The following is a 22,552-nucleotide window of genomic DNA, read 5'->3' as shown; positions in this document are numbered from 1 at the left end:
ATTCCTTACGAGTGCCACCGGTGCGCGCCACCGGTGGCACCCTGGAGTCATGAAGCCGGACGACGACCCGACCGCGGACTTCCTCGACGCCGTACGCGCCGAGGACACGCCGTGGCGGCAGGACCGTCCGGTGGGTGAGCCGGCGCCGGAGCGCGCCGAAAGACCTGAGAGGTGGGGCCGCACGCGTGCGGCGGGCCGGGCGGCTGCCCAGGCGGCGCCCTACCTCCAGGCCGCGGCGCTGGTGGCGTGGCTGGCGAGCGGCGCCTTCGACGACGGCTCGGGCGACCAGAGCGGGTAGGGGCGGTCAGCGCCGCTCGTACCGGGTCAGGACCACCCCACCGGGGAACGTCCGCGTCTCCACCAGGTTCAGGGGCACCCGGCTGTCGAGCGCGGTGAAGAACGGCGTGCCGCCGCCCACCAGGACCGGGTGGGTGACGATCTCGTACTCGTCGACCAGCCCGGCCCGCAGGGCCGCCGCGGCCAGCGTCGGCCCGCCGACCCGCATCCGCCCGCCGTCCCCGGCCTTGAGCCGGGTGATCTCGGCGAGCGGGTCGCCGGTCACCACGCGGGTGTTCCAGCCGGGCTCGTCCATTTCCGCCGAGGTGAACAGCACCTTGGGCGTGTCCCGCCAGTTCCGCGCGAACGCGATCTCCGCCGGGGTGGCGCCCGGCAGCTCGTCGGCGGTCGGCCAGTGGGAGCCCATCGTCTCCCACAGCTTGCGCCCGTACAGGAACAGATCGACCGCCTGCTCCTGCTCGAGCCACCACTCGAACAGCTCGTCACTCGGCTCGCTCCAGCCGAGGTCGCCACCGGGCGCGGTGGTGTAGCCGTCCAGGCTCAGGTTCATCCCGTAGACCAGTTTCCGCACGTCAACCCCCTCAAACCAGCCAGGCGGCCGAATCCGCCGGCAGCTTCCCGTCGACCAGCGGGCTGCTGGAGAGCAGCACTTCACCGGGCGGCAGCGCGATCGGGCTCGCCGACGTGTTCAGCGCGCACACCAGCCCGCCGCCGCGGCGCCGGAACGCGAAGCAGCCCGCGGGCGCGCCGTACCACTCCAGTTCCTCGCCGCCGAACGCCGGATGCGTCTTCCGCAGCTCGATCGCCTGGCGGTACAGGGAGAGCGTCGAGTCCGCGTCCTCGATCTGCTTCTCCACCGTCAGCCCGGCCCAGCCGGCCGGCATCGGCAGCCACGTGCGCGGGTTGCGCGAGAACCCGAACGGCGGGAGGTCGCCCTCCCACGGCAGCGGGACGCGGGAGACGTCGCGGCCGAACTCGGCGCCGCTCGTCTTCGCGCGCGGGTCGGCCATCTCCGCGGCCGGGATGTCGACGTTGGCCAGGCCGAGCTCTTCGCCGTTGTAGAGGTAGACGGTGCCGGGCAAGGCCAGCTCCACCAGCGCCATCGCCCGGGCGCGCCGGACGCCGGCCGCGCCGCCGCCGTAGCGGCTGACCTGGCGCCAGACGTCGTGGTTGCCCAGCGTCCAGGTCGCGGGCGCGCCGACCTTCGCCGGGACGGTCAGAGAGCGCTCGATGGCCGTGCGCATCGCGTCGGCGTCGAAGTGGGTCAGCACCAGCCGGAAGTTGAACGCCAGGTGCAGCTCGTCGGGCCGCAGGTAGCGCGAGAGGCGCTCTTCGTCGGTCACCCAGATCTCGCCGACCGCCATGGCCTCCGGGAACTCGTCGAGCACCTTGCGGATCATCTGGTGGATCTCGTGGACGCCGTCGTGGTCCCAGCGCGGGTCGTAGTAGTGGCTCGGCCCGAGCGCGTCCGCGCGCGGGTCCATGTCCGGCAGCCCCGGCGGCTTCGCCATGCCGTGCGCGACGTCGATGCGGAAGCCGTCGACGCCGCGTTCGAGCCAGAAGCGCAGGGTGCGTTCGAGGTCGGCGGCGACCTCGGGGTTGGTCCAGTTCAGGTCCGGCTGCTGCGGCGCGAACAGGTGCAGGTACCACTGGCCGTCCGGCACCCGGGTCCAGGCCGGGCCGCCGAACGCGCTGACCCAGTTGTTGGGCGGGTCCTCGCCCTTCGGCCCGACGCCGTCGCGGAAGATGTACCGGTCGCGCTCCGGGCTGCCCGGCTTCGCCGCCATCGCGGACTTGAACCAGGCGTGCTGGTTGCTGGTGTGGTTCGGCACCACGTCCACGGTGACCTTGATGTTCCGCTTGTGCGCCTCGGTCAGCAGGACGTCGAAGTCGCCGAGGGTGCCGAACATCGGGTCGACGTCCCGCGGGTCCGCGATGTCGTAGCCGTGGTCGGCCATCGGGGAGCGGTAGAACGGGGTCAGCCACAGCGCGTCGACGCCCAGCAGCTCCAGGTAACCGAGCCTGGAGTGGATGCCTTCCAGGTCTCCGACGCCGTCACCGTCCGAATCGGCGAACGAGCGCACGTAGACCTGGTAAAAGACGGCATTCCGCCACCAGTCCGGCCCGGGTCTCATACGAAGCTGTTCATCATGCTGTGCGCGGCCATCTCCAGGTACGCCCAGAGCTGACCGCGGTACGGCTCTTCCAGGTTCTCCTCGTCGACGGCGATCCGGATGCAGCGCAGCCACGCGTCCCGCTCGATCGGCCCGATCTTGAACGGCGCGTGCCGCATCCGCAGCCGCGGGTGCCCGCGCTGGTCGGAGTAGGTGTGCGGGCCGCCCCAGTACTGCATGAGGAACAGCCGGAAGCGCTCCTCGGCCGGGCCGAGGTCCTCCTCGGGGTAGAGCGGGCGGAGGATCTCGTCACGCGCGACCTCTTCGTAGAACCGCCCGACGATGCGGCGGAACGTCGGTTCGCCGCCGACCGCTTCGTAGAGGTTCGCCGGTTCGCTCACTGCAGACACGCCTTCCATTTTGCCCTCCTGGGTGCGGGTTCCCGACGCCGGTCCCGCTCCTTCCGGATGGTCGCGAACCCGCTTCCCAGCGTAACGGCGCTACTTTTCGACGGCCGGGACCACGCTCGGGAACAGCCGGCCGAGCGGCGGTTCGAACCCGGCCTCTTCCAGGGCCGCGAGCAGCTGCGCGCGCAGGGCGCGCTGCACGGCCCACTGCTTGCCCGGGCGGACCTTCACCGTCAGGCGCAGCTGGAGGCCTTCCGGTGTGACGCTTTCCACACCCAGCATCTCCGGCGGCTCGAGGACGTTGTCCTTCAGCGCCTCGCTCTCGGTGGCCTTGGCCGCCGCGCCCAGGAGCACGGTGGTCGCGCGCTCGACGTCGGCCGTGTAGCCGAGCGGGACGTCGACGACCGCGACCGCGAAGCCCTGGCTGGAGTTGCCGACGCGCAGCACCTCGCCGTTGCGGACGTACCAGACGGTGCCCTTGAGGTCGCGCAGCGTGGTGATCCGCAGGCCGACGGCCTCGACGGTGCCGGTCGCCTCACCGATGTCGACGACGTCGCCGACGCCGTACTGGTCTTCGACCATCATGAAGATGCCGGACAGGAAGTCCTTCACGAGGTTCTGCGCGCCGAACCCGATCGCGACGCCGATGATGCCGGCCGAGGCGATGATCGGCCCGAGGTCCAGGCCGAGCTCGCCCAGCACGAGGATGAACGCGAGGCCGTAGACGAGGAACGTGGCCATCGACTTCAGCACGGAGCCGATGGTCTGGGCGCGCTGGCGCCGCCGTTCGATCACGGCGGAGCCGAGCACTTCGGGGGCGCGCTCGCGCAGGGGGCGCAGCAGTGCGGGGAGCTTGCCGCCGGAGCGCGGGAACGTGGTGACCCGGTTGATCATGCGCCTGATCAGCAGGCGGACCACGAACGCGATCACCAGGATCATCAGGATCTTCAGCGGCTTCGTGAGCAGCCAGTTCGCCGATCCGGCCAGCCACGCGTTGCCGGTGGCCGCGTACACCTGGGAGCAGAAGGTGCTGGGGTCGCTCACGCAGGGCGGCTTCGCGACGGAGAGCAAGGGGGACACGGGAGTTCGATCATCCTTCCGATCAGGTCGGTCTGCCCAACTTCAAGTGGATGTCGGGTCGCGCGGATGTGACACGTCTTGTAACACACGTGCGCTGGGGGCCTGTTCTGTGGTCGACTATGCCTACGCCCCTGGAGGTGGTCGAGTGCCAGACCGACAACCCAGCCCCCGCGGCGCCTCCGGCCAAGCCACGGCCGACGAGACGCCAGAGGTGGTCCTGCGCGCCTACACGGGGGGGTCCGCATCCGGCGGAACCGTCCCGGCCGGGCCGGGGAACCGCCCAGGGGGAGTTACCCGCCCGCCCGGACAGCGTAGTAGAGGCCGGGATCCGGCTGCCCCGGCCTGGGGCCGGCGCCGGGTGCTCCTGCTCAACGCCACTTTCGAGCCGCTGACCGCGCTCCCGCTGCGGCGGGCCGTGGTGCTGGTGATGTGCGGCAAGGCCGAAGTGGTGCACGGCGACCCCGGCGGCATCGAGCTGCATTCGGCGAAGGTGTCGCTGCCGGTGCCCTCGGTGATCCGGCTCAGCACGTACGTGCGGGTGCCCTACCGGGCGCAGGTGCCGCTCACCCGTGCCGGGCTGATGCACCGCGACCGGTACCGCTGCGCGTACTGCGGGGGGCGGGCCGAAACGATCGACCACGTCCAGCCGCGCAGCCGCGGCGGGCCCCACAGCTGGACGAACTGCGTCGCCTGCTGCGCCAAGTGCAACCACCGCAAAGCGGACCGGCTGCTCTCGGAGATCGGCTGGCGGCTGCGCGTCGTCCCGCGGGCGCCCCACGGCCCGCACTGGCGGCTGCTGGCCCATTCCCGGGAGGCCGACCCGCTCTGGCAGCCCTACCTCGGCTCGGCCGCTTAGCTGCTCCAGACGCGCCGGCGCCCCGGCTGCCTTGCGGCGGCCGGGGCGAGCCGGGTGCTTGCGCGTGTTCAGGTAGTGCGTGCGTCCCTGGAGTACGGGGTCAGGCAGCGAGCGCGTAGTCGCTCTGGCAGGTGACGCGAGTGCCCATGGTGACGCGCGTGCCGCGGGTGACCCGCGTGCCGCGCGTGACGCGGGTGCCGCAGGTGACTCGCGTGCCGGCCGTCACACGAGTGCCCATCGTGACGCGAGTGCCCCGGGTGACTCGCGTACCCCGCGTGACGCGCGTGCCCGCCGTCACCCGGGTGCCCATGGTGACGCGGGTTCCGGCCGTCACGCGTGTACCGCGCGTGACACGTGTACCCCGGGTAACCCTTGTGCCCGCCGTCACACGTGTTCCGGGCACGAATTCGATGTCGCTGGGTGACGAGAAGGTCTCGGTGATCGCCTGTGCGGGGGTGTGGGCGCTGTTCATGGCAAGGCCTCCTGGGACCGGTGCGTTACCTGCTGGGGCTGGAGAGCGGGGCGCAAGGCCCGTACAGGTGAAAAAGCTACGAGGATTTCAAGGCCGCGACAAGACGACAGCGGCGGGTGCGGCCGCCTGTACGTTGAGTTGCAACCTTTCGGCCCGACGGTCTTCGCCCCAACGTTCCAGTGGCCGCGAGCCAAGCGGCGGACGGCAGTCGGCTTACGACGAACGGTCGAGTGCGGCGCGCGCGGTGGCCGCCGAGGTCATCCGATACGCTCAGCGCCGTGAACGTTGTCGAGACGATCGTGGTCTTCGCCGTGATCCCGCTGGCCATCTACGGTCTCGCCGGGCTCCTGACGCTCCGGCGCAGGTCCGGCGGCGCCCCGCGGTACCGGTCCGGCCAGGCCTGGGAATACCCGGCCATGTGGTGGAGCGCCAACCCCGACGGGGTCGGCGAAGGGCACCGGCACGCCGGCGCCGAAACGAAGGCGCCTTCGGGCGCCGCGACCGCGGCGGGAGGCGCTCGTGGCAACTGGTGAGCTGACGAAGCGCGTCGACGAGTCCGAGCTGGCCTACGGCGAGGGACTGACGTCGAGCGGCCGCGTGTCGGCGGCGAAGATGTACGAGCCGGCCGCGCCGTCGGGCCCGTTCGACACCCGCCAGCTGGCCCGCCTGGACGAGGCGCTGACGTTCGCGAGCCGGGAGACCGGCCTCGACTTCAGCCTGTACCTCGGCGAACTGGGTGAGGACAGCCGCGCGGCGGCGGAGAAGCTGCACGCGACGACGACGGACCCGGCGAACGCGGTCCTGATCGCGGTCTCGCCGGGCGAGCGCAAGATCGAGATCGTCACGGGCAAGACGGCGTACACGCGCCTCCCGGACCGCGGCGCCAAGCTGGCGGTGGCGAGCATGGTGGCCTCCTTCAAGGAGGGCGACCTCGTCCGCGGGCTGGTGAGCGGACTGGTGAACGCGCTGCGCATGCTGTCCGACCAGGCGGGCCCCGCGCCCCGCTGATCTCTTACGCGAGAGCCCCGCACCTCGGTGAGGTGCGGGGCTCTTCTACGTTCGGCGCCTGGGTCAGGCCTGTGCGTCGAAGTCCCGCGCCGCCAAGGCCCGGACGATGCCCGCCCGGCCCTCCGACACCAGGCGGCGCAGGGCCTGCGAGTGGTCGCCCGCCAGCCACTCGTCCGAGGCCGTCACCGTCTCCGGGGCCACCGCCCACGACGGGTACAGCCCGATCGCGATCGGCTGCGCGCGCTCGCTGGACCGGCGCTGCCACACCTCGTCGATCACCTCGAAGTAGCGGGGCACGTACGAGCCCAGCAGCGCCTTCTGGCCCGGGTGCGAGAAGCCCGAGATGAGCGAGTCGCTGACCGCGTTCGGCAGCTCGTCGTCGTACACCGCGCGCTGCCACGCGTCCGACTTCGCCTCCTCCGTCGGGCGCAACGCGCGGGCGCGCTCCGCCTGGCGGCGGCCGGTGGCCGTGTTGTCGCGGGCCAGCTCGGCGTCGATCTCCGTCGCGTCGGCCTTGCCGTGCGCGACCAGCGCGTGCAGCAGGCGCCAGCGCAGGTCGGTGTCCACGGTCAGGCCTTCGAGCGGGGCCGACTCGTCGAGCCAGCCGGCCACCACCGCCAGCGTCGCTTCGTCCAGCACCGAGCCCGCCAGCGAGTTCACGAACGCCAGCTGGTGGTCCGAACCCGGCTCCGCGGCGCGGACGAGCTCCAGCAGCCGCCCGGTGAACGCCGGCCAGCCGGTCGAGGCCGCCCAGCCCTGCTCCGCGTAGGAGTTCAGCGCGGTCTGGGCCTGCAGCAGCAGGCGCTGGACGACGCCGACCTCGGTCTCGGTGTGGATGCCGCGCTGGACCAGCGTGACGAAGTCGCGGGCCTTCAGCTCGGCCTCGCGGGTCATCTCCCACGCCGCCGACCAGCACAGCGTGCGCGGCAGCGACTCGGTGATGTCGGCGACGCGGTCGATCAGCGTCGTGAGCGACGTCGGGTCGAGGCGCATCGTGCAGTAGGTCAGGTCGTCGTCGTTGACCAGCACCAGCTTGCCCGCGGGCTGGCCGACCAGGTCCGGCACCTCGGTGCGCTCGCCGTCGACGTCCAGCTCCACGCGGTGCTTCCGGACGATCTTGCCGGACGCGTCCTCGTCGTACACGCCCACGGCGACGCGGTGCGTGCGCAGCTCACCGGCGCCCGGCTTCGCGCCGGACTGCACGACGGCGAACGCCGTGAACCTGCCGTCCGCGCCGATCTCGTAGCGCGGGCTCAGCGAGTTCAGCCCGGTGGTCTCCAGCCACTGCGCGCTCCACCACGACAGGTCGCGCCCGGACGCCTCTTCCAGCGCGCCCAGCAGGTCGGCCAGGGTCGCGTTGCCCCAGGCGTGCTTGCCGAAGTACACCTTCAGGCCGTCGAGGAAGTGGTCGAGCCCGACGTAGGCGACGAGCTGCTTGAGCACGCTCGCGCCCTTGGCGTAGGTGATGCCGTCGAAGTTGACCTCGACCGCGTGCAGGTCGACGATGTCGGCCGCGATCGGGTGCGTCGAGGGCAGCTGGTCCTGCCGGTAGGCCCACGACTTCTCGATGTTCGCGAAGCTGGTCCACGCGTTCTTGTACTCGGTCGCCTCGGCCTGGGCCAGGACGCTCGCGAAGGTCGCGAACGACTCGTTCAGCCACAGGTCGTCCCACCAGCGCATGGTGACCAGGTCGCCGAACCACATGTGCGCCATCTCGTGCAGCAGCGTCTCGGCGCGCCGCTCGTAGGCGTAGCGGGTGACGCGGCTGCGGAAGACGTAGTCCTCCAGGAACGTCACCGCGCCGGCGTTCTCCATCGCGCCCGCGTTGAACTCCGGCACGAACAGCTGGTCGTACTTGGAGAACGGGTAGGGCGTGCCGAACTTCTCATGGTAGAAGCCGAAGCCCTGCTTGGTCTCGGTGAAGAGGCGGTCGGCGTCCATGTGCTCGGCCAGCGACGCGCGGCAGTAGATCCCGAGCGGGATGGTCTTGTGGGCGTCGGTGTACTCGTCGCGCCACTCGGCGTACGGGCCGGCGATCAGCGCGACCAGGTACGTCGAGAGCCGCTCGGACTCCTTGAACACCGTGCGGACGGCGCCTTCCGGCGTCTCCTCGGTGGACTCGGGCATCGTGTTCGAGACGACCTTCCAGTCCCGCGGCGCGATGACCGTGAGCCGGTAGACGGACTTCAGGTCCGGCTGGTCGAAGCAGGCGAACATCCGCTTGGCGTCGGCCGTCTCGAACTGCGTGTACAGGTAGACGCCGTCGTCGACCGGGTCGACGAACCGGTGCAGGCCTTCGCCGGTGTTCATGTACCGGCAGTCGGCGGTCACCGTCAGCTCGTTCGCCTCGGCCAGTCCGGCCAGCGCGATGCCCTTGTCCTCGACGTAGGCGCTGACGTCGACGTCCGAGCCGTTCAGGGTGGCCGAGTGCACGCGGTCGGCGACGATGTCGACCCACGTGTTCTCGCCGGCCCGGGCGCTGGAGAACCGGACGGTCGTCGTCGACGCGAAGGTCTTCTCCCCGGGTCCGCCGTGGCCGTCGGTCAGATCCAGCTCGATGTCGTACGCGGTGACGTCGAGCAGATCCGCGCGCAGCTTGGCTTGGTCGCGGGTCAGGTTGGGGGCGGGCACAGGCACCTCTGGTCGTTGGTATCGGTTTTCAACTCCCCGCATCCAATCATGGCGACGGGGTGCCCGGCGATAAGGGAACAACCTCGGGTGCGCCGGTGTTGGCCCGTCGTGTGGGGGTCCGCCCACATCGAGACGTAACCCAGGAGTACCCCGATGACCGCTGCCGAGCAGCCCACGAAGGTCGATTTCTACTTCGACCCGATCTGCCCGTTCGCGTGGATCACCTCCCGCTGGATCCTGGAGGTGGAGAAGCACCGCAACCTGGACCTGCGCTTCCGGATCATGAGCTTGTCGGTGCTCAACGAGGGCCGGGACGAGCTGCCCGAGCAGTACAAGGAACTGCTGTCGAAGGGCTGGGGCCCGGTGCGCGTCGCCGTCGCGCTCTCGCAGCTCAAGGGCGAAGAGATGCTGCGCGAGTACTACACCGAGTTCGGCACCCGCTACCACAACCAGGGCAACAAGGACCGCGACCAGGTCATCAAGGAGGCGCTGGCCGCGATCGGCGCGCCCGCCGAGCTCTTCGACGCCGCGGACTCCACGGAGTACGACGAGGCGCTGAAGAAGAGCCACCACGAGGGCATGGACCCGGTCGGCCAGGACGTCGGCACCCCGACGATCCACATCGACGGCGTGGCGTTCTTCGGCCCGGTCCTGAGCTCGATCCCGCGTGGCGAAGCCGCGCTGAAGGTGTTCGACGGCGCGGTCGCGCTGGCGAGCTACCCGGACTTCTTCGAGCTCAAGCGCACCCGCACCGGCGACCTGAACTTCGACTGAGCCGCACTTTCACGTGAAAGTGCGGCCCCCAGGTGCGCACTTTCACGTGAAAGTGCGCGTCAGGGGGTGGCGAGGGCGGCCAGGGTGACGTCGCCGGGGTAGCGCGAGGCTGCCACGGCGGCGGCCTCGGTCGTTTCGCCGCGGCCCATCGCCGCCTTCAGCGCGAGCAGCTCGTGCAGGCCGTGGCGGTGGTAGCGGACGAAGTCGGCGTCGACCGGGTCGCCGTGGCCGGCCACGATCACCCGCGGCCGGAGGCCGAGGATCGCGTCCAGGGTGTCCGGCCAGGCGGTCAGGTCCGACTCCGCGCTGAAGGAAAACGCGCTGAAGCCGTGTTCGGCGTTCTCCACGATGTCGCCCGCGAAGACGACGTCGGCGTCGGGGACGTGCACGACCGCGTCGTGGTCGGTGTGGGCGCGGCCGGGGTGCAGCAGCACGGCGGTGCGGCCGCCGAGGTCGAGCACGGCCCGGTCGGTGAACAGGTGGTCGGGCACCACGAAGGTCGTGCGCGCGATGGCGCCGGCGATCTCGGCCTTGCCCGCTTCGCGGTAGTAGTCGATCCACTTCGCGCGGGCGTTTTCGGCGTATTCGGCCAGCTCGGCGCGGCAGCCTTCGTGCGCCCAGACGGCGCAGGGCGTGAACGCCTCGGTGCCCCAGGTGTGGTCGAAGTGCGCGTGCGTGAACGCCACCGACCAGGGCAGCGGCGTGATCTCCCGCACCGCCGCGGCCAGTTCGGCGCCCTGCTCGAGGTCGCCGCGCGTGTCGACGACCAGGCAGCGCTCGGCGCCCACCACCAGCCCGACGGTCAGGTCCAGTTCCTCGTAGCGGCGCGCGTGCACGCCGTCGGCGACGTCGATCCAGCGGCCGGTCATGCCAGTACTCCTTCGTTCAGGACAGGGGCAGCCTGGCTCACGTCGAGCTGCGTGGCCAGTGCGACGTCCCCGCCGTGACCCGATTCGGTCAGTTCGCGCCCCGACACGCAACCCGCGACGGCTTCGACGTCGACGCCGCGCGCGGCGAGGGCGGCTTCGGGGGACAGTGAAGCGCCCAGCCGGGCCAGCGCGGCGGCGATCGCGCCCGCGCCCACCTGGTCTTCGACGCACGGCCGCAGCGGCCCGAAGGTCTCGCCGGCCCCGAAGATGTTCACGCCCCAACGTTCCCCGGCGGCGATGAGCCCAACCGGCCCGCCGAGCTCGAGTGCCTTCGCGGCGACGGCGGAGGCGTTGCGCAGGCACCCCGCGAGGACCGCGGCCCCGGTCTCGGCGGCGGCTTCGCACAGGGTCGCGCCGTTGGGCGAGGGGAGCGCGAGCAGCGTCCCCGGCGGGATCTCCGTCACAGAAGAGGGCCGCAGGGTGAATCCGGCCTCACCCGCGATGACCGCACCCGCCGCCTTCGCCCGCGCGACGCCGCGTTCGTCGCGCCACCGCACCGGCAGCACGCGGCCGCCGCGCCCGACCACGAGATCCGTGGTGGTGCCGAAGGAAAGCACGTCGACGACCACCAGGACCGCGCATTCGCGGCCGAGCGCGGCGACGCCTTCGCCGCCCCAGTCGAGCCGCACGTCGTACCCCGATTGCTCCCAGCTGCCCACCCCCGGAGCATGCCCGAAACCGGGCGTGGTGGCAGACTCCCAGCCGTGCGTGTCTACTTGGGATCCGACCATGCCGGTTTCGAGCTGAAGAACCACCTGGTGGCTCACCTGGAGAAGCAGGGCCACGAGGTGACCGACATCGGTCCGCACGTCTACGACGCGGCCGACGACTACCCGGCGTTCTGCGTCGAGACGGCGCTGCGCGTGGTGGCCGACGAAGGCAGCCGCGGCATCGTGGTCGGCGGCTCCGGCAACGGCGAGCAGATCGCCGCGAACAAGGTGCCCGGCGCGCGGGCCGGCCTCGCGTGGAGCGTCGAGACCGCGAAGCTGTGCCGCGAGCACAACCACGCCCAGCTGATCGGCGTCGGCGCCCGGATGCACACCGCCGACGAGGCCACCGAGATCGTCGAGGCGTTCCTCGCGACCGAGGTCTCGCCGGAGGAGCGGCACGCCCGCCGCGTGCAGCAGCTGCTCGACTACGAGCGCACCGGGACCCCGCCGGCGTTGCCGGAGGCCTGATGCCCGAGGGGCACACGCTCCACCGGCTCGCGCGGCTGCACAAGCGCCGGTACGCCGGCGCCCCCGTCGAGGTGAGCAGCCCGCAGGGCCGGTTCGCCGCCGAAGCGTCCCGTTTGGACGGTCAGGTGTTCGTCGGCGCGCAGGCGCACGGCAAGCACCTGTTCCACGACTACGGGCCGCACGGGATCGTGCACATCCACCTGGGTTTGTACGGCACGTTCGGCGAGGCCGCGCTGCCCGCGCCGGACCCGGTCGGCCAGGTCCGGCTGCGGCTGGCCGGCCGGACACATTGGACGGACCTGCGCGGGCCCACCCGCTGCGAGCTGCTTTCTCCGGACCAGGCCGACGCGATCAAGGCCCGGCTGGGCCCGGACCCGCTGCGCCGCGACGCGAAACCCGAGCGGGCGTGGGAGCGCGTCTCGCGGTCGAAGACGTCGATCGCGGCGTTGCTGATGGACCAGGCGGTGCTCGCGGGGGTCGGGAACGTTTACCGCGCCGAAGTGCTGTTCCGCCACGGCGTCGCGCCGCTGACCCCGGGCCGCGCGCTCGATCGCGCGCTGTGGGACGACATGTGGGCCGACCTGGTGACGCTGATGCGCGACGGCGTCCGCGTCGGCCGCATCGACACGGTCCGCCCGGAGCACCTGCCGGAGGCGATGGGCCGCGCCGCGCGGGTCGACCGCCACGGCGGCGAGGTCTACGTCTACCGCCGGGCGGGCGAGCCGTGCCTGGTGTGCGGGACACCGGTGGCGAACTCGGAACTGGTGGGCCGCAACCTCTACTGGTGCCCCACCTGCCAGCCCGCCTGACCGGCGCCCCGATGTGGCCTTCGGGGCGTCAGAAGTCGAAGCCGCCGCCGTCGAAGCCACCACCGTCGAACCCGCCGCCGTCGAAGCCGCCGCCCCAATCGCCGCCGCTGTCGCCGCCGCCGAAGTCGCCTCCGCCGTCGCCGCCCATGTCGCCGCCGTCGCCGCCGCCCGCGTCGCCGGACTCGAGCGCGTCCTGCTGGCCCGCGTCGTAGCCCGACTCCCACGCCGAGGCGCTGGCGATGCCGCCCATGCCGGAGAACATCGCGCTGAACAGGAACATCGACCCGAGGCCCCAGGCGCCGGCGACGAGCGCGGGCTTCCACCACGGCTCGCTGTACCAGCCCTGCGGGACCGGCCGCCCGGCGACGCGGCCGCCGGGGTAGTAGTACGGCGTGTCCTGGCCGGCGTCCGGCGAGGCCGCGTAGTGCTGGCCCTCGACGTCGACGTCACGGCGCTCGGTGACCTTGCCGGCGCGCTCGCGCTCGGCCTCCTCCGGCAGCTGCGGGCCGGGGTCCATGCCCATGGCGACGCGCGCGGCGCGGACGTAGTAGAGGCCTTCGACGGCGGTGTCCTTGACCAGCCGGGCCTGCTCGATGGTGCGGGCCTGCTCCAGCTGCGAGCCGGCCGCGTTGTAGCGCTCGCTCGCGTCGGCCATCGCCTGCATCGACGCGGTGTCGTTGCCGTTGAGGTTGAGTACCTGACCGCCGAGCCGCTCGACCAGGCGCCGGGCGTCGGCCTTGGCGTCGTCGAGCTCCCGCTGCCGGGCCGCGGCGCGCTGCCGCGAGAAATAGAGGCCGCCACCGACGATCACGACGACGAGCACGATCAGGAAGATCGCGGTGCCCATGGACCACTCCCAGAAGTTCGGGGCTCGGGTGACCGGAAGTCACCTTTGATCCGGACAACGCGGACGTTACGCGGAGGGTTCCCGGACAGTGATCCGGCACACCGTCGGGCCTGGCCGAGCAAACTAGAACACGTTATAGTTCGACACCATGAAGTTCACCCTGTCGATCGCGATGAACCCCCTCGATCAGCTGGGCGAGCTCGCCCGGGCCGCGGAAGAGGCCGGCTTCGCCTCCATCGCCCTGCCGGACTCGCTCTTCTACGCCGAAACGGTGGACACGGACTACCCGTACACCCCCGACGGCAGCCGGTTCTGGACCGGGGAAACCCCGTGGGTCGACCCGCTCGTCGCCACCGCGTCGATGGGGGCGGTCACCAGCCGGATCCACTTCTACACGTCGGTGCTCAAGCTCGGCTCGCGCAACCCGGTGCTGCTGGCGCGCCAGGTGGGTTCGGCGAGCGTGCTCACCGGCGGCCGCTTCGGGCTCGGGCTCGGCGTCGGCTGGCTGCCGCAGGAGTTCGAGTACTGCGGCGTCCCGTTCGAAAAGCGCGGCAAGCGCGTCGACGAGGCCATCGACGTGCTGCGCCTGCTCCTCGACGGCGGCATGGCCGAGTACCACGGCGACTTCTACGACTTCGACAAGATCCAGATGAGCCCGGCGCCGCCGTCGCGGGTGCCGTTCTACATCGGCGGCCACACCGAGGTCGCGCTGAGGCGCGCCGCGCGGGTCGCCGACGGCTGGTCGTCGGCGATGATGAAGCTCGAAGAGCTGCGCGAGACCATCGCCCGGCTCAAGGAGCTGCTGGCCGAGCGCGGCCGCGCCGACGACCCGTTCGAGTACCAGGCGGTCTGCATCGACCGCTTCGGCCTCGACGGCTACCGCGAGCAGGCCGAAGCCGGCGTCACCGACGTCATCACGATGCCGTGGGTGTTCGACGGCGTCGGGTTCGACGCGCCGGTCGAGCCGAAGCTGGAAGCGATCCACAAGTTCGGGGCCGAGATCATCGCGAAGTTCGAGGAGTGACTGCCGTGGGTGTGCAGGTCAGCTGGGACACGGCGGCGGAGCAGCCGCCCGCGCGGCGCGCGGCGGTCGCGTCGATGACCGCGGTGACGGCGGGGGACAAGGAGGCGTGGCTGGACCTGTTCGCCGCCGACGCCGTGGTGGAGGACCCGGTCGGCCCCTCGTTCTTCGACGAGGAGGGCAAGGGCCACCACGGCCGCGACGGCATCAGCGCGTTCTGGGACAAGACGATCGCCAACGTGGAGCGTTTCGAGTTCACGATCCGCGACTCCCACGCGGCGGGCGACGAGGTGGCCAACGTCGGCACGATCACGACGTACTTGCCGGGCGGCTACCGCGTGGACACCGACGGGGTGTTCGTCTACCGGGTGGGCGAGGACGGGCTGATCCGGTCGATGCGGGCGTTCTGGGAGACCGAGCGCGCGATGGCGACCGCCCGGCAGGTGACCGAGTAGCGCCCGGCCGCCCCCGCCCGGCCGGGCCGCTCCCCTCGCCGGCCGGCGGATCAGGCCCACCGAAGGCCGCTCCGGAGTTCTCCGGGGCGGCCTTTCCCATGCCCCGGGAAAAGATCGACACGTACCGCAACTGATCGATTGCGGAAAGACGGCATTCTGGCGATTGTTTGCTCGATCGTGCTACCTTTTGCTCATGCAAGCAAAAACGTTCACCGAGAACGCCCGGCGGGCGCAGATCGTCCGCGCGGCGATCGAAACCATCGGTGAACTCGGGTACGCGAAGGCTTCGTTCGGGCAGATCGCGAAGCGTGCCGGGCTGAGCAGCACCGGCATGATCTCCTACCACTTCGACGGCAAAGCGGACCTGATCGCCGAAGTCGTGCGGGACGTGCTGACCACGAGCCTCGCGTACATGCGGGACCGGATCGACGCGGTGGACGGGCCGGCGGCGGAGCTGCGGGTCTACATCGAGTCGAACCTGGCGTTCATCGCCGAGCACCCCGTCGAACTCACCGCGCTGCTCGAAAGCCTGCGGCACGGCGGGGCTCCCGGCGGCGAGGCCGACGGTGGCACCGGGGAGTGGTACCACGGCGCCATCGACGTCCTGGAGACCTGCTTGCGCGAGGGGCAGCGGACCGGCGACTTCGGCCGGTTCGACCCGCGCGTCATGGCGATCACCATCCGCCAGGCCATAGACGGCTTCCACACCGAATCGATCCGCCGTCCGGGGATCGACGTCGCCGCCTACGCGGCCGAACTAGTCCGCATCGTCGAACGTGCCACCGCGCACGACTGAACTGGGGAAACCATGGCCACCTCGTCCTCGACCGGCCGCGCGCTGCGGCCGGTCATCTTCCTGCTCTACCTGAACCTGCTGCTCAGCATCGCGTTCGCGGTGCTGACGTTCCTGAACAAGGACGGCATCCTCGACTACCAGGTGCTGCACTGGGAATCGACCGGCCAGGCCAACCCGGCCGACCACGCGGAAACGCGCACGTCGCTCGAAAGCGTCCTGTGGATCCGCCCGGTGTCGGTGCTGGTCATCGCCATCGTCTACGTCCGGCTGGCCGCGCGGCTCAAGCTCGGTCGCCGGCGCACCTACGTCCGCGTGATGCTGGTGACCGTCCTCGGGCTGGCGGGTCTCGTGTACCTCGTCGTCTCGGCCGAATTCCCGAACTGGATGCGGGCCGGCCAGGTCGTGCAGGCAGTGGTGCTGCTGGTGTTGTTCCTGCTGCTCTGCAGCAAGGGAGTCCGCGGGTACTTCTCGAAGGAGGGCCGCGTTCCCGCGAAGGTCTGACGGACGGGCGCCGCGTCCCGATCCGTGGACGCGGCGCCCGCTAAAAATGTTCACAATCTGTTTCCTTCCGGCCTTTCGGTTACGCCCGAAAAAAAGGCCTGCCCGCCGCTCACTCGAATGCCGGAACCCCCGGGCCGGGGCTTCGACTGGGAGTGGAACAAGTGGTGTGGCTCATAGCGCTCACCGACTTTCGGCCCCTTGCCCGTCGACCGGCGTTTCCCCACGGTAAACGCTGGTCGGGACGGGTATGCGGAATGTCCTGCCGAACAGGACCAAACGGACATCGTGGTCCGGGTGAAGCCCCTTCGCGGCTCGTTGCGGCACGTAGGGGCAGGTGGTAGCTTCTGGTTCGTTATCTCCTCGCGGGAGACCGGGTGATCGGGACAGTAATCACCCAACCGGGAAACTGCGGGGATCTGGGGTCTGGGGAAAGGTTCGTCTGATGAACGGATACCGCTGTCCTTCGTGAGGGACGCTGAATAGACACTGACGCCGGCTCATGCGCGAGCCGGTCGAGTTCGCAATCGCCGGTCGACGCCGTTGGGGAGCGGTGGGCCGTGTGATTGCCGTGAAGCAATGCGTGCGGAGGCATTCGCCTGCCCGCACACGTGCCTGTGCTGGTGATTCGCGGAAAAAACCGGAGCCGGCGGCCTGGGGGTCGTCGTGCCGGCCGTGGATCGAAGGAATCCAACACACAGAGAATTTCTGGGGGAAGTTCCGTCATGCTCATCGAACGTGACTTCGAAACGGCGACGCTGAGTCAGATGCTCGCCGACTGCCATTCCGGGGCCGGCGGTGTCGGCCTCGTCCTCGGACCGGTCGCCAGCGGGAAAACGGCCCTGCTGGAAGAGTTCGGCAGACAGGCCGCCGGTACCGGCGCGGTCGTGCTGTCCGCCTCCGGCGCCCGGTCGGAAACCGCCGTCGGGCTGGGTGTCGTTTCCCAGCTGGTGCACACCCCGGGTGTCCGCGCGGACATCGTCGACCAGGTTTCGGCGTACGTGGAGGACGCCGAAGCCGACGCGACGCTGCTCGACAGCCGGTTCCTGCACCGCCTGTCCAGCGCGGTGATCAGCTGGTCGGCCGAGACCCCGCTGGTGATCTGCGTCGACGACGCCCACTACGCCGATCCCGCGTCGCTGCAGTTCCTGCAGCACATGGCGCGGCGCATCCGGCCCGCCCGGGTGCTCGTGCTGCTCGCCGAACGCGCGGACCCCGGCGAACGGCGCCCGGTGCGCCACGTCGACCTGATGCGGCGCCCGCACTGCCGCCAGCTGCGGCTGGCCCCGCTGTCCCGCAACGGCGTCGGCGTCCTGCTGGCGGGCAAGCTGGACGAGGGCAAGGCGCACGCGCTGGCCGCGGAGTGCTTCGCGATCAGCGGCGGCAACCCGCTGCTGGCCACCGCGCTGGTGCAGGACACCAGGGCGGCGGGCGCGGGCGGGGTCGTCGCCGGGCCCGCCTACCGGCACGCGGTGCTCAGCTGCCTGCACTCCAGCGAGCCGCGGGCGCTCGAACTCGCCCGGGCGCTCGCCGTCCTCGGCGACGGCGAGCAGTCGCCGATCGCGCTGGCGGGCGGCATGGTCTCCTTCGCGCCGGCCACCGCCGAACCGGTGCGCCGGGCGCTGGAGTCGGCCGGCGTCCTCGACGGGCACCGGTTCCGCCACGCCGAGGCCCGCGTGGCGGTGCTCGACGAGCTCGACCCCGCCGTCCGGTCCGCCCTCCACGGCCAGGCCGCGCGCCTGCTGTTCGACCAGGGTGCCCGGCCGACCGCGATCGCCGCCCACGTCGTGGCCGGGAACCTGGACGAGCCGTGGACCGAGCACCTGCTGTCCGAGGCGTCGGAGGCGGCGCTGCTCGAGGACGACGTCGAACTGGCCCGCGCCTGCATCGCGCTGGCCAGCCGCTGCTGCACCGACGACCGCGACCGCGCGATCGCCAAGGCGTCGCTGGCCGACATCGAGTGGCGGACGACCCCGGCGAAGGCGATGCGGCGGCTGCCGGAGCTGGTGCACGCGACCCGCGCCGGGCACCTGCCGGGCATCCGGGTCGTCGGCATCTTCGAGTTCCTGCTGTGGTTCGGCCGGGTCGACGAGGCCGTGGAGATCGCGAACGCCTTCGGCGACCTCGTCGACTCCACCGACCGCCGCACCCGCGGCGAGCTGCTCACGCTCGACTCGTGGCTGGCCAGCTCGGTGCCGGGGATGCGGCACCTCGTCGAGCCGATGCTCGCGACCTGCACCGGGGACGCGGCCGCGCCGCGGCTCGGGCTGGTGGTGAACTCGCAGCAGAAGGCGGTCGACGCGCTCACCAGCGCCGTCCGCGAAGGCCCGACCGAGGCGGCCGTGCTCGACGCCGAGCAGGTGCTGGAAGGCACCCGGATGACCGACACCAGCCTGCGGCACCTGGTGTTCGCGGCCACGGTGCTGATCTACGCCGAGCGCCTCGACAAGGCCGCGACCTGGGCCGAGCACCTGATGGCGCAGGCCGCCGGGCGCCCGGCCCCGACGTGGCAGGCGTCGCTGGCGGAACTGCGCGCGGAGGTCGCCCTCCGCCAGGGCGACCTGCCGCTCGCCGCCCGCAACGCGAAGATCGCGCTGACGAAGATGACGCCGGAGGCCTGGGGCATCGGGGTCGGCGCCCCGCTGGCCACGCTGCTCGCGGCGCTGACCGAGATGGGCCGGTTCGACGAGGCGGCGGAGCTGCTCAACCAGCCGGTGCCCGACGCGCTCGGCGAGACCCGGTTCGGCCTGCACTACCTGCACGCGCGGGGGCACTACTACCTCGCGACGGGCCGGCTGCCGACCGCGCTGAACGACTTCCTCGCCTGCGGGGAGCAGATGGCGCGCTGGGACCTGGACCAGCCGTCGCTGGTGCCGTGGCGCTCCAGCGCCGCGGAGGTCTACCTGAAGCTGGGTGACCGCGAGAAGGCCCGGGAACTCGCCGAGGAGCAGGCGGCGAAGCTCGGCCCGGACTGCGGGGACCGGACGCGGGGCATCACGCTGCGGACACTCGCGCTCGTGGCCGACCCGGCCCGGCGGCCGAAGCTGATGCAGGAAGCGGCCGACGCGCTCGAGAAGTCCGGTGCCAAGCTGGAACTGGCCCGGACGCTGGCCGAGCTGAGCCGGGCCGGCGGCGACCCCGCCATCGCGCGCACGGCGAGCCGGGACGCGCGGGCGCTGGCCAAGGAGTGCGGGGCGGAGCTGCTGCGGCGGTCCTTCCTCGAGGGCGGCTCCGACGACGTCGTGGTCTCCCTCCGCGGTGCGGTGGCGCCCACCGACGTCAAGCTGCTGACCGACGCCGAACAGCGGGTCGGCTGGCTGGCCGCGCGGGGCCACACCAACCGGGAGATCGCGAGCCGGCTCTACATCACCGTCAGCACCGTGGAGCAGCACCTGACGCGCGTCTACCGCAAGCTGAGCGTCACCCGGCGCCGCGACCTGGCGTCGGAACCGCAGCTGCGGGTGCCGGAGCAGCAGGAGCGGGTGCCGGGCGCGGCCCGCCAGCCCGTGGCGGTCAACCACCAGGGGGTGCCGCCGGTGCGCCGTCCGCTGCGGCCGGTGCCGCCCGTGCGCTGAGCCCCGTCCGAAGGAGCCGGGACCCGCTTCGGCGGGCCCCGGCTCCTTCGCGCGTTTCCGGCCCCACCCCTAGGTTTCCGCCCCGCCCCTAGGTGCGTTCCGACGGGGTAGGGGCGGGGCCATTGACTTGGCGCCGATCTCCTTGACTTCGCGGCGGCCTGGCGCGAGCGTGGACGTCGTTGCCGACCACCGGACGCGGATTCGGCGGTACAGCGCGATTTTCGCGGCGGCAGGGTTCACCGAAGCTGCTCGCAAGGCGGCCGGACGACGCCACGGCGGGAGCTCGATGCGTTGCCAATCCGGTTGAAAGCAGGCGGAGACGGTCCGCCGCCGATCCGCACGACGCGACGGTTTCCGCCGTGACTGCCACCGGATTGGTAACCGACGACACAGCGTGGCAAGGGAAGGCACATTCATGGCGAAGCGTGCGTTGATCACGGGTATCACCGGGCAGGACGGGTCGTACCTGGCCGAACACCTCCTGGCCGAGGGCTACCAGGTCTGGGGCCTGGTCCGCGGCCAGGCGAACCCGCGCAAGTCGCGGATCAGCAGGCTGGTCTCCGATCTCCACTTCGTGGAGGGGGACCTGATGGACCAGGTCAGCCTCGTGGCCGCGGTGGACCTGGTGCAGCCGGACGAGGTCTACAACCTCGCGGCCATCTCGTTCGTGCCGATGTCCTGGCAGCAGCCGGAACTCACCACCGAGGTGAACGGCATGGGTGTGCTGCGGGTGCTCGAAGCGGTCCGGATGGTGTGCGGGCTGGACAAGTCGCGGCCCACCGGCGGCGGCGGGATCCGGTTCTACCAGGCGTCGTCGTCGGAGATGTACGGCAAGGTCGCCGAGACCCCGCAGAACGAGCAGACCATCTTCCACCCGCGCAGCCCCTACGGCGTCGCGAAGACCTACGGGCACTTCATCACCAAGAACTACCGCGAATCCTTCGGCATGTTCGGGGTTTCCGGGATCCTGTTCAACCACGAGTCGCCGCGCCGCGGGGCCGAGTTCGTCACCCGCAAGATCACCATGGCGGTGGCGGAGATCAAGCTGGGCATGCGCGACAAGCTCTACCTCGGCAACCTGGACGCGGTGCGCGACTGGGGTTTCGCCGGCGACTACGTCCGCGCGATGCACCTGATGCTGCAGCAGGACACGGCGACCGACTACGTGGTCGGCACCGGGGAGATGCACTCGGTCCGCGACGCCGTCCAGATCGCCTTCGACTCGGTGGACCTGAACTGGCGCGACTACGTCGTCGTCGACCCGGCCCTGGTGCGGCCCGCGGAGGTCGAAACCCTCTGCGCCGACCCGGACAAGGCGCGCGCCGAGCTCGGCTGGAAGCAGTCGGTCGACTTCGAAGAGCTGATGCGCATGATGGTCGAGGCCGACCTGCGCAAGGCGTCGAACGAGCACAAGTACAGCGAACTGATGCTCGCCGGGAGCTGGTGAGACGATGGCTCCCGTCCTGTTCGCGTCGATCGCCGACGCCGGCATGATCAACCCGCTGCTCGTCATCGCGGGCGAGCTCGCCCGCCGCGGCGTGCCGGACCTGTACTTCGCGTCCACTGAGGACCGGCGCGCCGCCGTCGAGGCGATCTCCGCCGACAACCCGGTGAAGTTCGTGTCGTTCGGGGAGCGCCTCGAGCGCCCGCCGGGCGAGTGGGACCCGGACCTCTACGCCGCCGCGACGCAGCCCGCGAAGCCCGGCAGCCTCACCGCGCGGCCCCAGAACGTCATCGCCTACCTCAGCGGTGTCACGGACGCGAGCATCATGGTGACGATGTACGAGCGCGCGCTGGCCGTCGTCGACGAGGTCAAGCCGGGGCTGATGGTCATCGACTCCTCCAGCGTCTACCCGACCGACGCGGCGATCGCGCGGGACATCCCGTACGTCTACAGCGTGCCGATCTCGGTCAGCGAGGTCTTCGCCGACCGCCTCCCGCTGAGCTACCCGAGCCCGAACACCGGGCTGCCGCGCGACCTCTCCGGGCGCCAGAAGCTCGCGAACCTCGGCTTCCGGCTGCGGCTGCTGCTCGGCATGCTGACGAAGGTGCCGGCGGTGCAGTTCACCAAGGCCCGCAAGGAAGCCGGCATCCTGAACGCGACCGCGGGCCAGTCCACCTACGCCGACCGCGCGCAGGCGATCCTGGCCTACTCGGTGTTCGGCATGGAGTACCCGTTCGAGGCGGCGCCGTCGCACCTGAAGATGGTCGGCCCGGTCGTCCCGCCGCTGCCCGAGGCGGTGGAGCCGGACCCGGCGCTGTCGGCCTGGCTCGACGAGCACGAGTCGGTCGTCTACCTGGCGTTCGGCACCCACATGCGGCTGACCGCGCCCCAGGTGACGGCGATCGCCGAAGCGGCGCGCAAGCTCGGGCCGGAGCACCACGTGCTGTGGAAGCTGCCCAAGGCCCAGCGCGCGCTGCTGCCGGCGGACCTGCCGTCGAACGTGCGGCTGGAGAACTGGGTGCCGTCGCAGTTCGACGTCCTGGCCCACCCGCACGTGCGCGTCTACTACAACCACGGCGGCGGCAACAGCGCGTACGAGGGCGTCTACTTCGGCAAGCCGGGTCTCGTGCAGCCGTTCTGGATGGACTGCCACGACCACGCGGCCCGCGTCCTCGACAGCGGCTGCGGCCTGGTCCTTTCGCACGAGGAGACGGTGTCCGCGGACGCGATCGTCGCGAAGCTGCGAAGGTTGCTGGAGGAGAAGGAGTTCACGGCGAACGCCGAGGACTGGGCGGACCGCTTCCGGTCGGCGGGCGGCGCGTCGGCCGCGGCCGACGCCGTGCAGGCCGCGGTCCGGTGAT

23 protein-coding genes are annotated in these 22,552 nt (G+C 71.2%); 14 read left to right on the top strand and 9 right to left on the bottom strand.

Annotated elements, in window-relative coordinates; all coding sequences use genetic code 11:
- The first annotated feature begins 49 nt into the window (after window positions 1-49).
- A complete protein-coding gene (locus AB0B33_RS25530; RefSeq protein ID WP_360776287.1) occupies window positions 50-298 on the top strand; it encodes a hypothetical protein in 249 nt (82 codons plus the stop codon).
- Between the two features lie 6 nt (window positions 299-304).
- Here the strand turns inward: AB0B33_RS25530 and AB0B33_RS25525 are convergent, their stop codons facing one another.
- The 4 genes from AB0B33_RS25525 to AB0B33_RS25510 form a co-directional block, all read right to left on the bottom strand.
- Window positions 305-868, bottom strand: coding sequence for a dihydrofolate reductase family protein (locus tag AB0B33_RS25525; RefSeq protein ID WP_360776284.1), 564 nt, complete (start codon window positions 866-868; stop codon window positions 305-307).
- 10 nt (window positions 869-878) lie between these two features.
- Window positions 879-2,432, bottom strand: coding sequence for a glycoside hydrolase family 13 protein (locus AB0B33_RS25520; RefSeq protein ID WP_360776281.1), 1,554 nt, complete (start codon window positions 2,430-2,432; stop codon window positions 879-881).
- Complete coding sequence (locus AB0B33_RS25515) at window positions 2,429-2,830, bottom strand: globin (protein ID WP_257920085.1); 402 nt, start codon at window positions 2,828-2,830, stop codon at window positions 2,429-2,431. The genes AB0B33_RS25520 and AB0B33_RS25515 overlap by 4 nt, the downstream gene beginning before the upstream one ends.
- Window positions 2,831-2,911: 81 nt before the next feature.
- Window positions 2,912-3,862, bottom strand: coding sequence for a mechanosensitive ion channel domain-containing protein (locus AB0B33_RS25510; RefSeq protein WP_360776278.1), 951 nt, complete (start codon window positions 3,860-3,862; stop codon window positions 2,912-2,914).
- Window positions 3,863-4,256: 394 nt separating this feature from the next.
- On the opposite strand from AB0B33_RS25510, the gene AB0B33_RS25505 reads away from it, so the two are divergent.
- On the top strand, window positions 4,257-4,754 hold the full coding sequence (locus tag AB0B33_RS25505) for an HNH endonuclease (protein WP_315863255.1): 498 nt from the start codon (window positions 4,257-4,259) through the stop codon (window positions 4,752-4,754).
- A gap of 100 nt (window positions 4,755-4,854) precedes the next feature.
- Here AB0B33_RS25505 and AB0B33_RS25500 read toward each other — a convergent pair whose 3' ends face one another.
- On the bottom strand, window positions 4,855-5,226 hold the full coding sequence (locus AB0B33_RS25500) for a hypothetical protein (protein WP_360776275.1): 372 nt from the start codon (window positions 5,224-5,226) through the stop codon (window positions 4,855-4,857).
- Between the two features lie 278 nt (window positions 5,227-5,504).
- Here AB0B33_RS25500 and AB0B33_RS25495 point away from each other — a divergent pair, with 278 nt between their 5' ends.
- Window positions 5,505-5,759 carry a hypothetical protein gene (locus AB0B33_RS25495; protein WP_360776272.1) on the top strand — a complete coding sequence of 85 codons (255 nt, stop codon included), beginning with the start codon at window positions 5,505-5,507 and terminating at the stop codon, window positions 5,757-5,759.
- Window positions 5,746-6,234: a DUF5130 family protein gene (locus AB0B33_RS25490; RefSeq protein WP_247020423.1), complete on the top strand. Its 489-nt coding sequence runs from the start codon at window positions 5,746-5,748 to the stop codon at window positions 6,232-6,234. Before AB0B33_RS25495 ends, AB0B33_RS25490 begins: the two co-directional genes overlap by 14 nt.
- 63 nt (window positions 6,235-6,297) lie before the next feature.
- On the opposite strand, the gene pepN is transcribed toward AB0B33_RS25490, so the two are convergent.
- Window positions 6,298-8,865 (bottom strand): aminopeptidase N, encoded by a 2,568-nt coding sequence (pepN, locus tag AB0B33_RS25485; RefSeq protein ID WP_360776629.1) that lies wholly within the window; start codon window positions 8,863-8,865, stop codon window positions 6,298-6,300.
- Window positions 8,866-9,018: 153 nt separating this feature from the next.
- Between pepN and AB0B33_RS25480 the strand changes: the two genes are divergently transcribed.
- A complete protein-coding gene (locus AB0B33_RS25480; protein ID WP_247020425.1) occupies window positions 9,019-9,639 on the top strand; it encodes a DsbA family protein in 621 nt (206 codons plus the stop codon).
- Window positions 9,640-9,698: 59 nt separating this feature from the next.
- Here the strand turns inward: AB0B33_RS25480 and AB0B33_RS25475 are convergent, their stop codons facing one another.
- On the bottom strand, window positions 9,699-10,508 hold the full coding sequence (locus AB0B33_RS25475) for an MBL fold metallo-hydrolase (RefSeq protein ID WP_360776269.1): 810 nt from the start codon (window positions 10,506-10,508) through the stop codon (window positions 9,699-9,701).
- Complete coding sequence (locus AB0B33_RS25470) at window positions 10,505-11,227, bottom strand: 2-phosphosulfolactate phosphatase (RefSeq protein ID WP_360776266.1); 723 nt, start codon at window positions 11,225-11,227, stop codon at window positions 10,505-10,507. Before AB0B33_RS25470 ends, AB0B33_RS25475 begins: the two co-directional genes overlap by 4 nt.
- Before the next feature lie 45 nt (window positions 11,228-11,272).
- On the opposite strand from AB0B33_RS25470, the gene AB0B33_RS25465 reads away from it, so the two are divergent.
- A complete protein-coding gene (locus tag AB0B33_RS25465) occupies window positions 11,273-11,746 on the top strand; it encodes a ribose-5-phosphate isomerase (protein WP_247020431.1) in 474 nt (157 codons plus the stop codon).
- Window positions 11,746-12,555, top strand: a complete 810-nt coding sequence (locus AB0B33_RS25460) for a DNA-formamidopyrimidine glycosylase family protein (RefSeq protein ID WP_360776262.1) — start codon at window positions 11,746-11,748, stop codon at window positions 12,553-12,555. The genes AB0B33_RS25465 and AB0B33_RS25460 overlap by 1 nt, the downstream gene beginning before the upstream one ends.
- A 28-nt stretch (window positions 12,556-12,583) precedes the next feature.
- On the opposite strand, the gene AB0B33_RS25455 is transcribed toward AB0B33_RS25460, so the two are convergent.
- Window positions 12,584-13,402 (bottom strand): hypothetical protein, encoded by an 819-nt coding sequence (locus AB0B33_RS25455; protein ID WP_360776259.1) that lies wholly within the window; start codon window positions 13,400-13,402, stop codon window positions 12,584-12,586.
- 148 nt (window positions 13,403-13,550) lie between these two features.
- Here AB0B33_RS25455 and AB0B33_RS25450 point away from each other — a divergent pair, with 148 nt between their 5' ends.
- From AB0B33_RS25450 to AB0B33_RS25420, 7 genes are all read left to right on the top strand, one after another.
- Window positions 13,551-14,426, top strand: coding sequence for a TIGR03619 family F420-dependent LLM class oxidoreductase (locus AB0B33_RS25450; RefSeq protein WP_360776257.1), 876 nt, complete (start codon window positions 13,551-13,553; stop codon window positions 14,424-14,426).
- Window positions 14,427-14,431: 5 nt separating this feature from the next.
- Window positions 14,432-14,878, top strand: coding sequence for a nuclear transport factor 2 family protein (locus tag AB0B33_RS25445; protein WP_360776254.1), 447 nt, complete (start codon window positions 14,432-14,434; stop codon window positions 14,876-14,878).
- 193 nt (window positions 14,879-15,071) lie between these two features.
- Window positions 15,072-15,674 (top strand): TetR/AcrR family transcriptional regulator, encoded by a 603-nt coding sequence (locus tag AB0B33_RS25440; RefSeq protein WP_247020442.1) that lies wholly within the window; start codon window positions 15,072-15,074, stop codon window positions 15,672-15,674.
- 12 nt (window positions 15,675-15,686) lie between these two features.
- On the top strand, window positions 15,687-16,175 hold the full coding sequence (locus AB0B33_RS25435) for a hypothetical protein (RefSeq protein WP_247020444.1): 489 nt from the start codon (window positions 15,687-15,689) through the stop codon (window positions 16,173-16,175).
- A 722-nt stretch (window positions 16,176-16,897) separates the two neighbouring features.
- A complete protein-coding gene (locus tag AB0B33_RS25430) occupies window positions 16,898-19,747 on the top strand; it encodes an AAA family ATPase (protein ID WP_360776250.1) in 2,850 nt (949 codons plus the stop codon).
- 415 nt (window positions 19,748-20,162) lie between these two features.
- The gene (locus AB0B33_RS25425) at window positions 20,163-21,194 is read left to right on the top strand and encodes a GDP-mannose 4,6-dehydratase (RefSeq protein WP_360776247.1); all 1,032 of its coding nucleotides are present in this window, start codon (window positions 20,163-20,165) and stop codon (window positions 21,192-21,194) included.
- Window positions 21,195-21,198: 4 nt separating this feature from the next.
- Complete coding sequence (locus tag AB0B33_RS25420) at window positions 21,199-22,551, top strand: glycosyltransferase (RefSeq protein ID WP_360776244.1); 1,353 nt, start codon at window positions 21,199-21,201, stop codon at window positions 22,549-22,551.
- Window position 22,552: the final 1 nt, after the last annotated feature.

The organism is Amycolatopsis sp. NPDC049159, from assembly GCF_040648295.1.
Taxonomy (GTDB): domain Bacteria; phylum Actinomycetota; class Actinomycetes; order Mycobacteriales; family Pseudonocardiaceae; genus Amycolatopsis; species Amycolatopsis pretoriensis_A.
Note: the sequence above shows the minus strand (reverse complement) of the source record. Positions and strands in the feature narration are given on the sequence as shown.

What these genes read in the sequence shown, in the direction of transcription:
- AB0B33_RS25530 (WP_360776287.1), top strand. Translation starts at nt 50, where the DNA reads ATGAAGCCGGACGACGACCCGACCGCGGACTTCCTCGACGCCGTACGC.
- AB0B33_RS25520 (WP_360776281.1), bottom strand. Translation starts at nt 2,432, where the DNA reads ATGAGACCCGGGCCGGACTGGTGGCGGAATGCCGTCTTTTACCAGGTC.
- AB0B33_RS25515 (WP_257920085.1), bottom strand. Translation starts at nt 2,830, where the DNA reads ATGGAAGGCGTGTCTGCAGTGAGCGAACCGGCGAACCTCTACGAAGCG.
- AB0B33_RS25500 (WP_360776275.1), bottom strand. Translation starts at nt 5,226, where the DNA reads ATGAACAGCGCCCACACCCCCGCACAGGCGATCACCGAGACCTTCTCG.
- AB0B33_RS25480 (WP_247020425.1), top strand. Translation starts at nt 9,019, where the DNA reads ATGACCGCTGCCGAGCAGCCCACGAAGGTCGATTTCTACTTCGACCCG.
- AB0B33_RS25475 (WP_360776269.1), bottom strand. Translation starts at nt 10,508, where the DNA reads ATGACCGGCCGCTGGATCGACGTCGCCGACGGCGTGCACGCGCGCCGC.
- AB0B33_RS25460 (WP_360776262.1), top strand. Translation starts at nt 11,746, where the DNA reads ATGCCCGAGGGGCACACGCTCCACCGGCTCGCGCGGCTGCACAAGCGC.
- AB0B33_RS25455 (WP_360776259.1), bottom strand. Translation starts at nt 13,402, where the DNA reads ATGGGCACCGCGATCTTCCTGATCGTGCTCGTCGTCGTGATCGTCGGT.
- AB0B33_RS25450 (WP_360776257.1), top strand. Translation starts at nt 13,551, where the DNA reads ATGAAGTTCACCCTGTCGATCGCGATGAACCCCCTCGATCAGCTGGGC.
- AB0B33_RS25440 (WP_247020442.1), top strand. Translation starts at nt 15,072, where the DNA reads ATGCAAGCAAAAACGTTCACCGAGAACGCCCGGCGGGCGCAGATCGTC.
- AB0B33_RS25435 (WP_247020444.1), top strand. Translation starts at nt 15,687, where the DNA reads ATGGCCACCTCGTCCTCGACCGGCCGCGCGCTGCGGCCGGTCATCTTC.
- AB0B33_RS25430 (WP_360776250.1), top strand. Translation starts at nt 16,898, where the DNA reads ATGCTCATCGAACGTGACTTCGAAACGGCGACGCTGAGTCAGATGCTC.
- AB0B33_RS25425 (WP_360776247.1), top strand. Translation starts at nt 20,163, where the DNA reads ATGGCGAAGCGTGCGTTGATCACGGGTATCACCGGGCAGGACGGGTCG.
- AB0B33_RS25420 (WP_360776244.1), top strand. Translation starts at nt 21,199, where the DNA reads ATGGCTCCCGTCCTGTTCGCGTCGATCGCCGACGCCGGCATGATCAAC.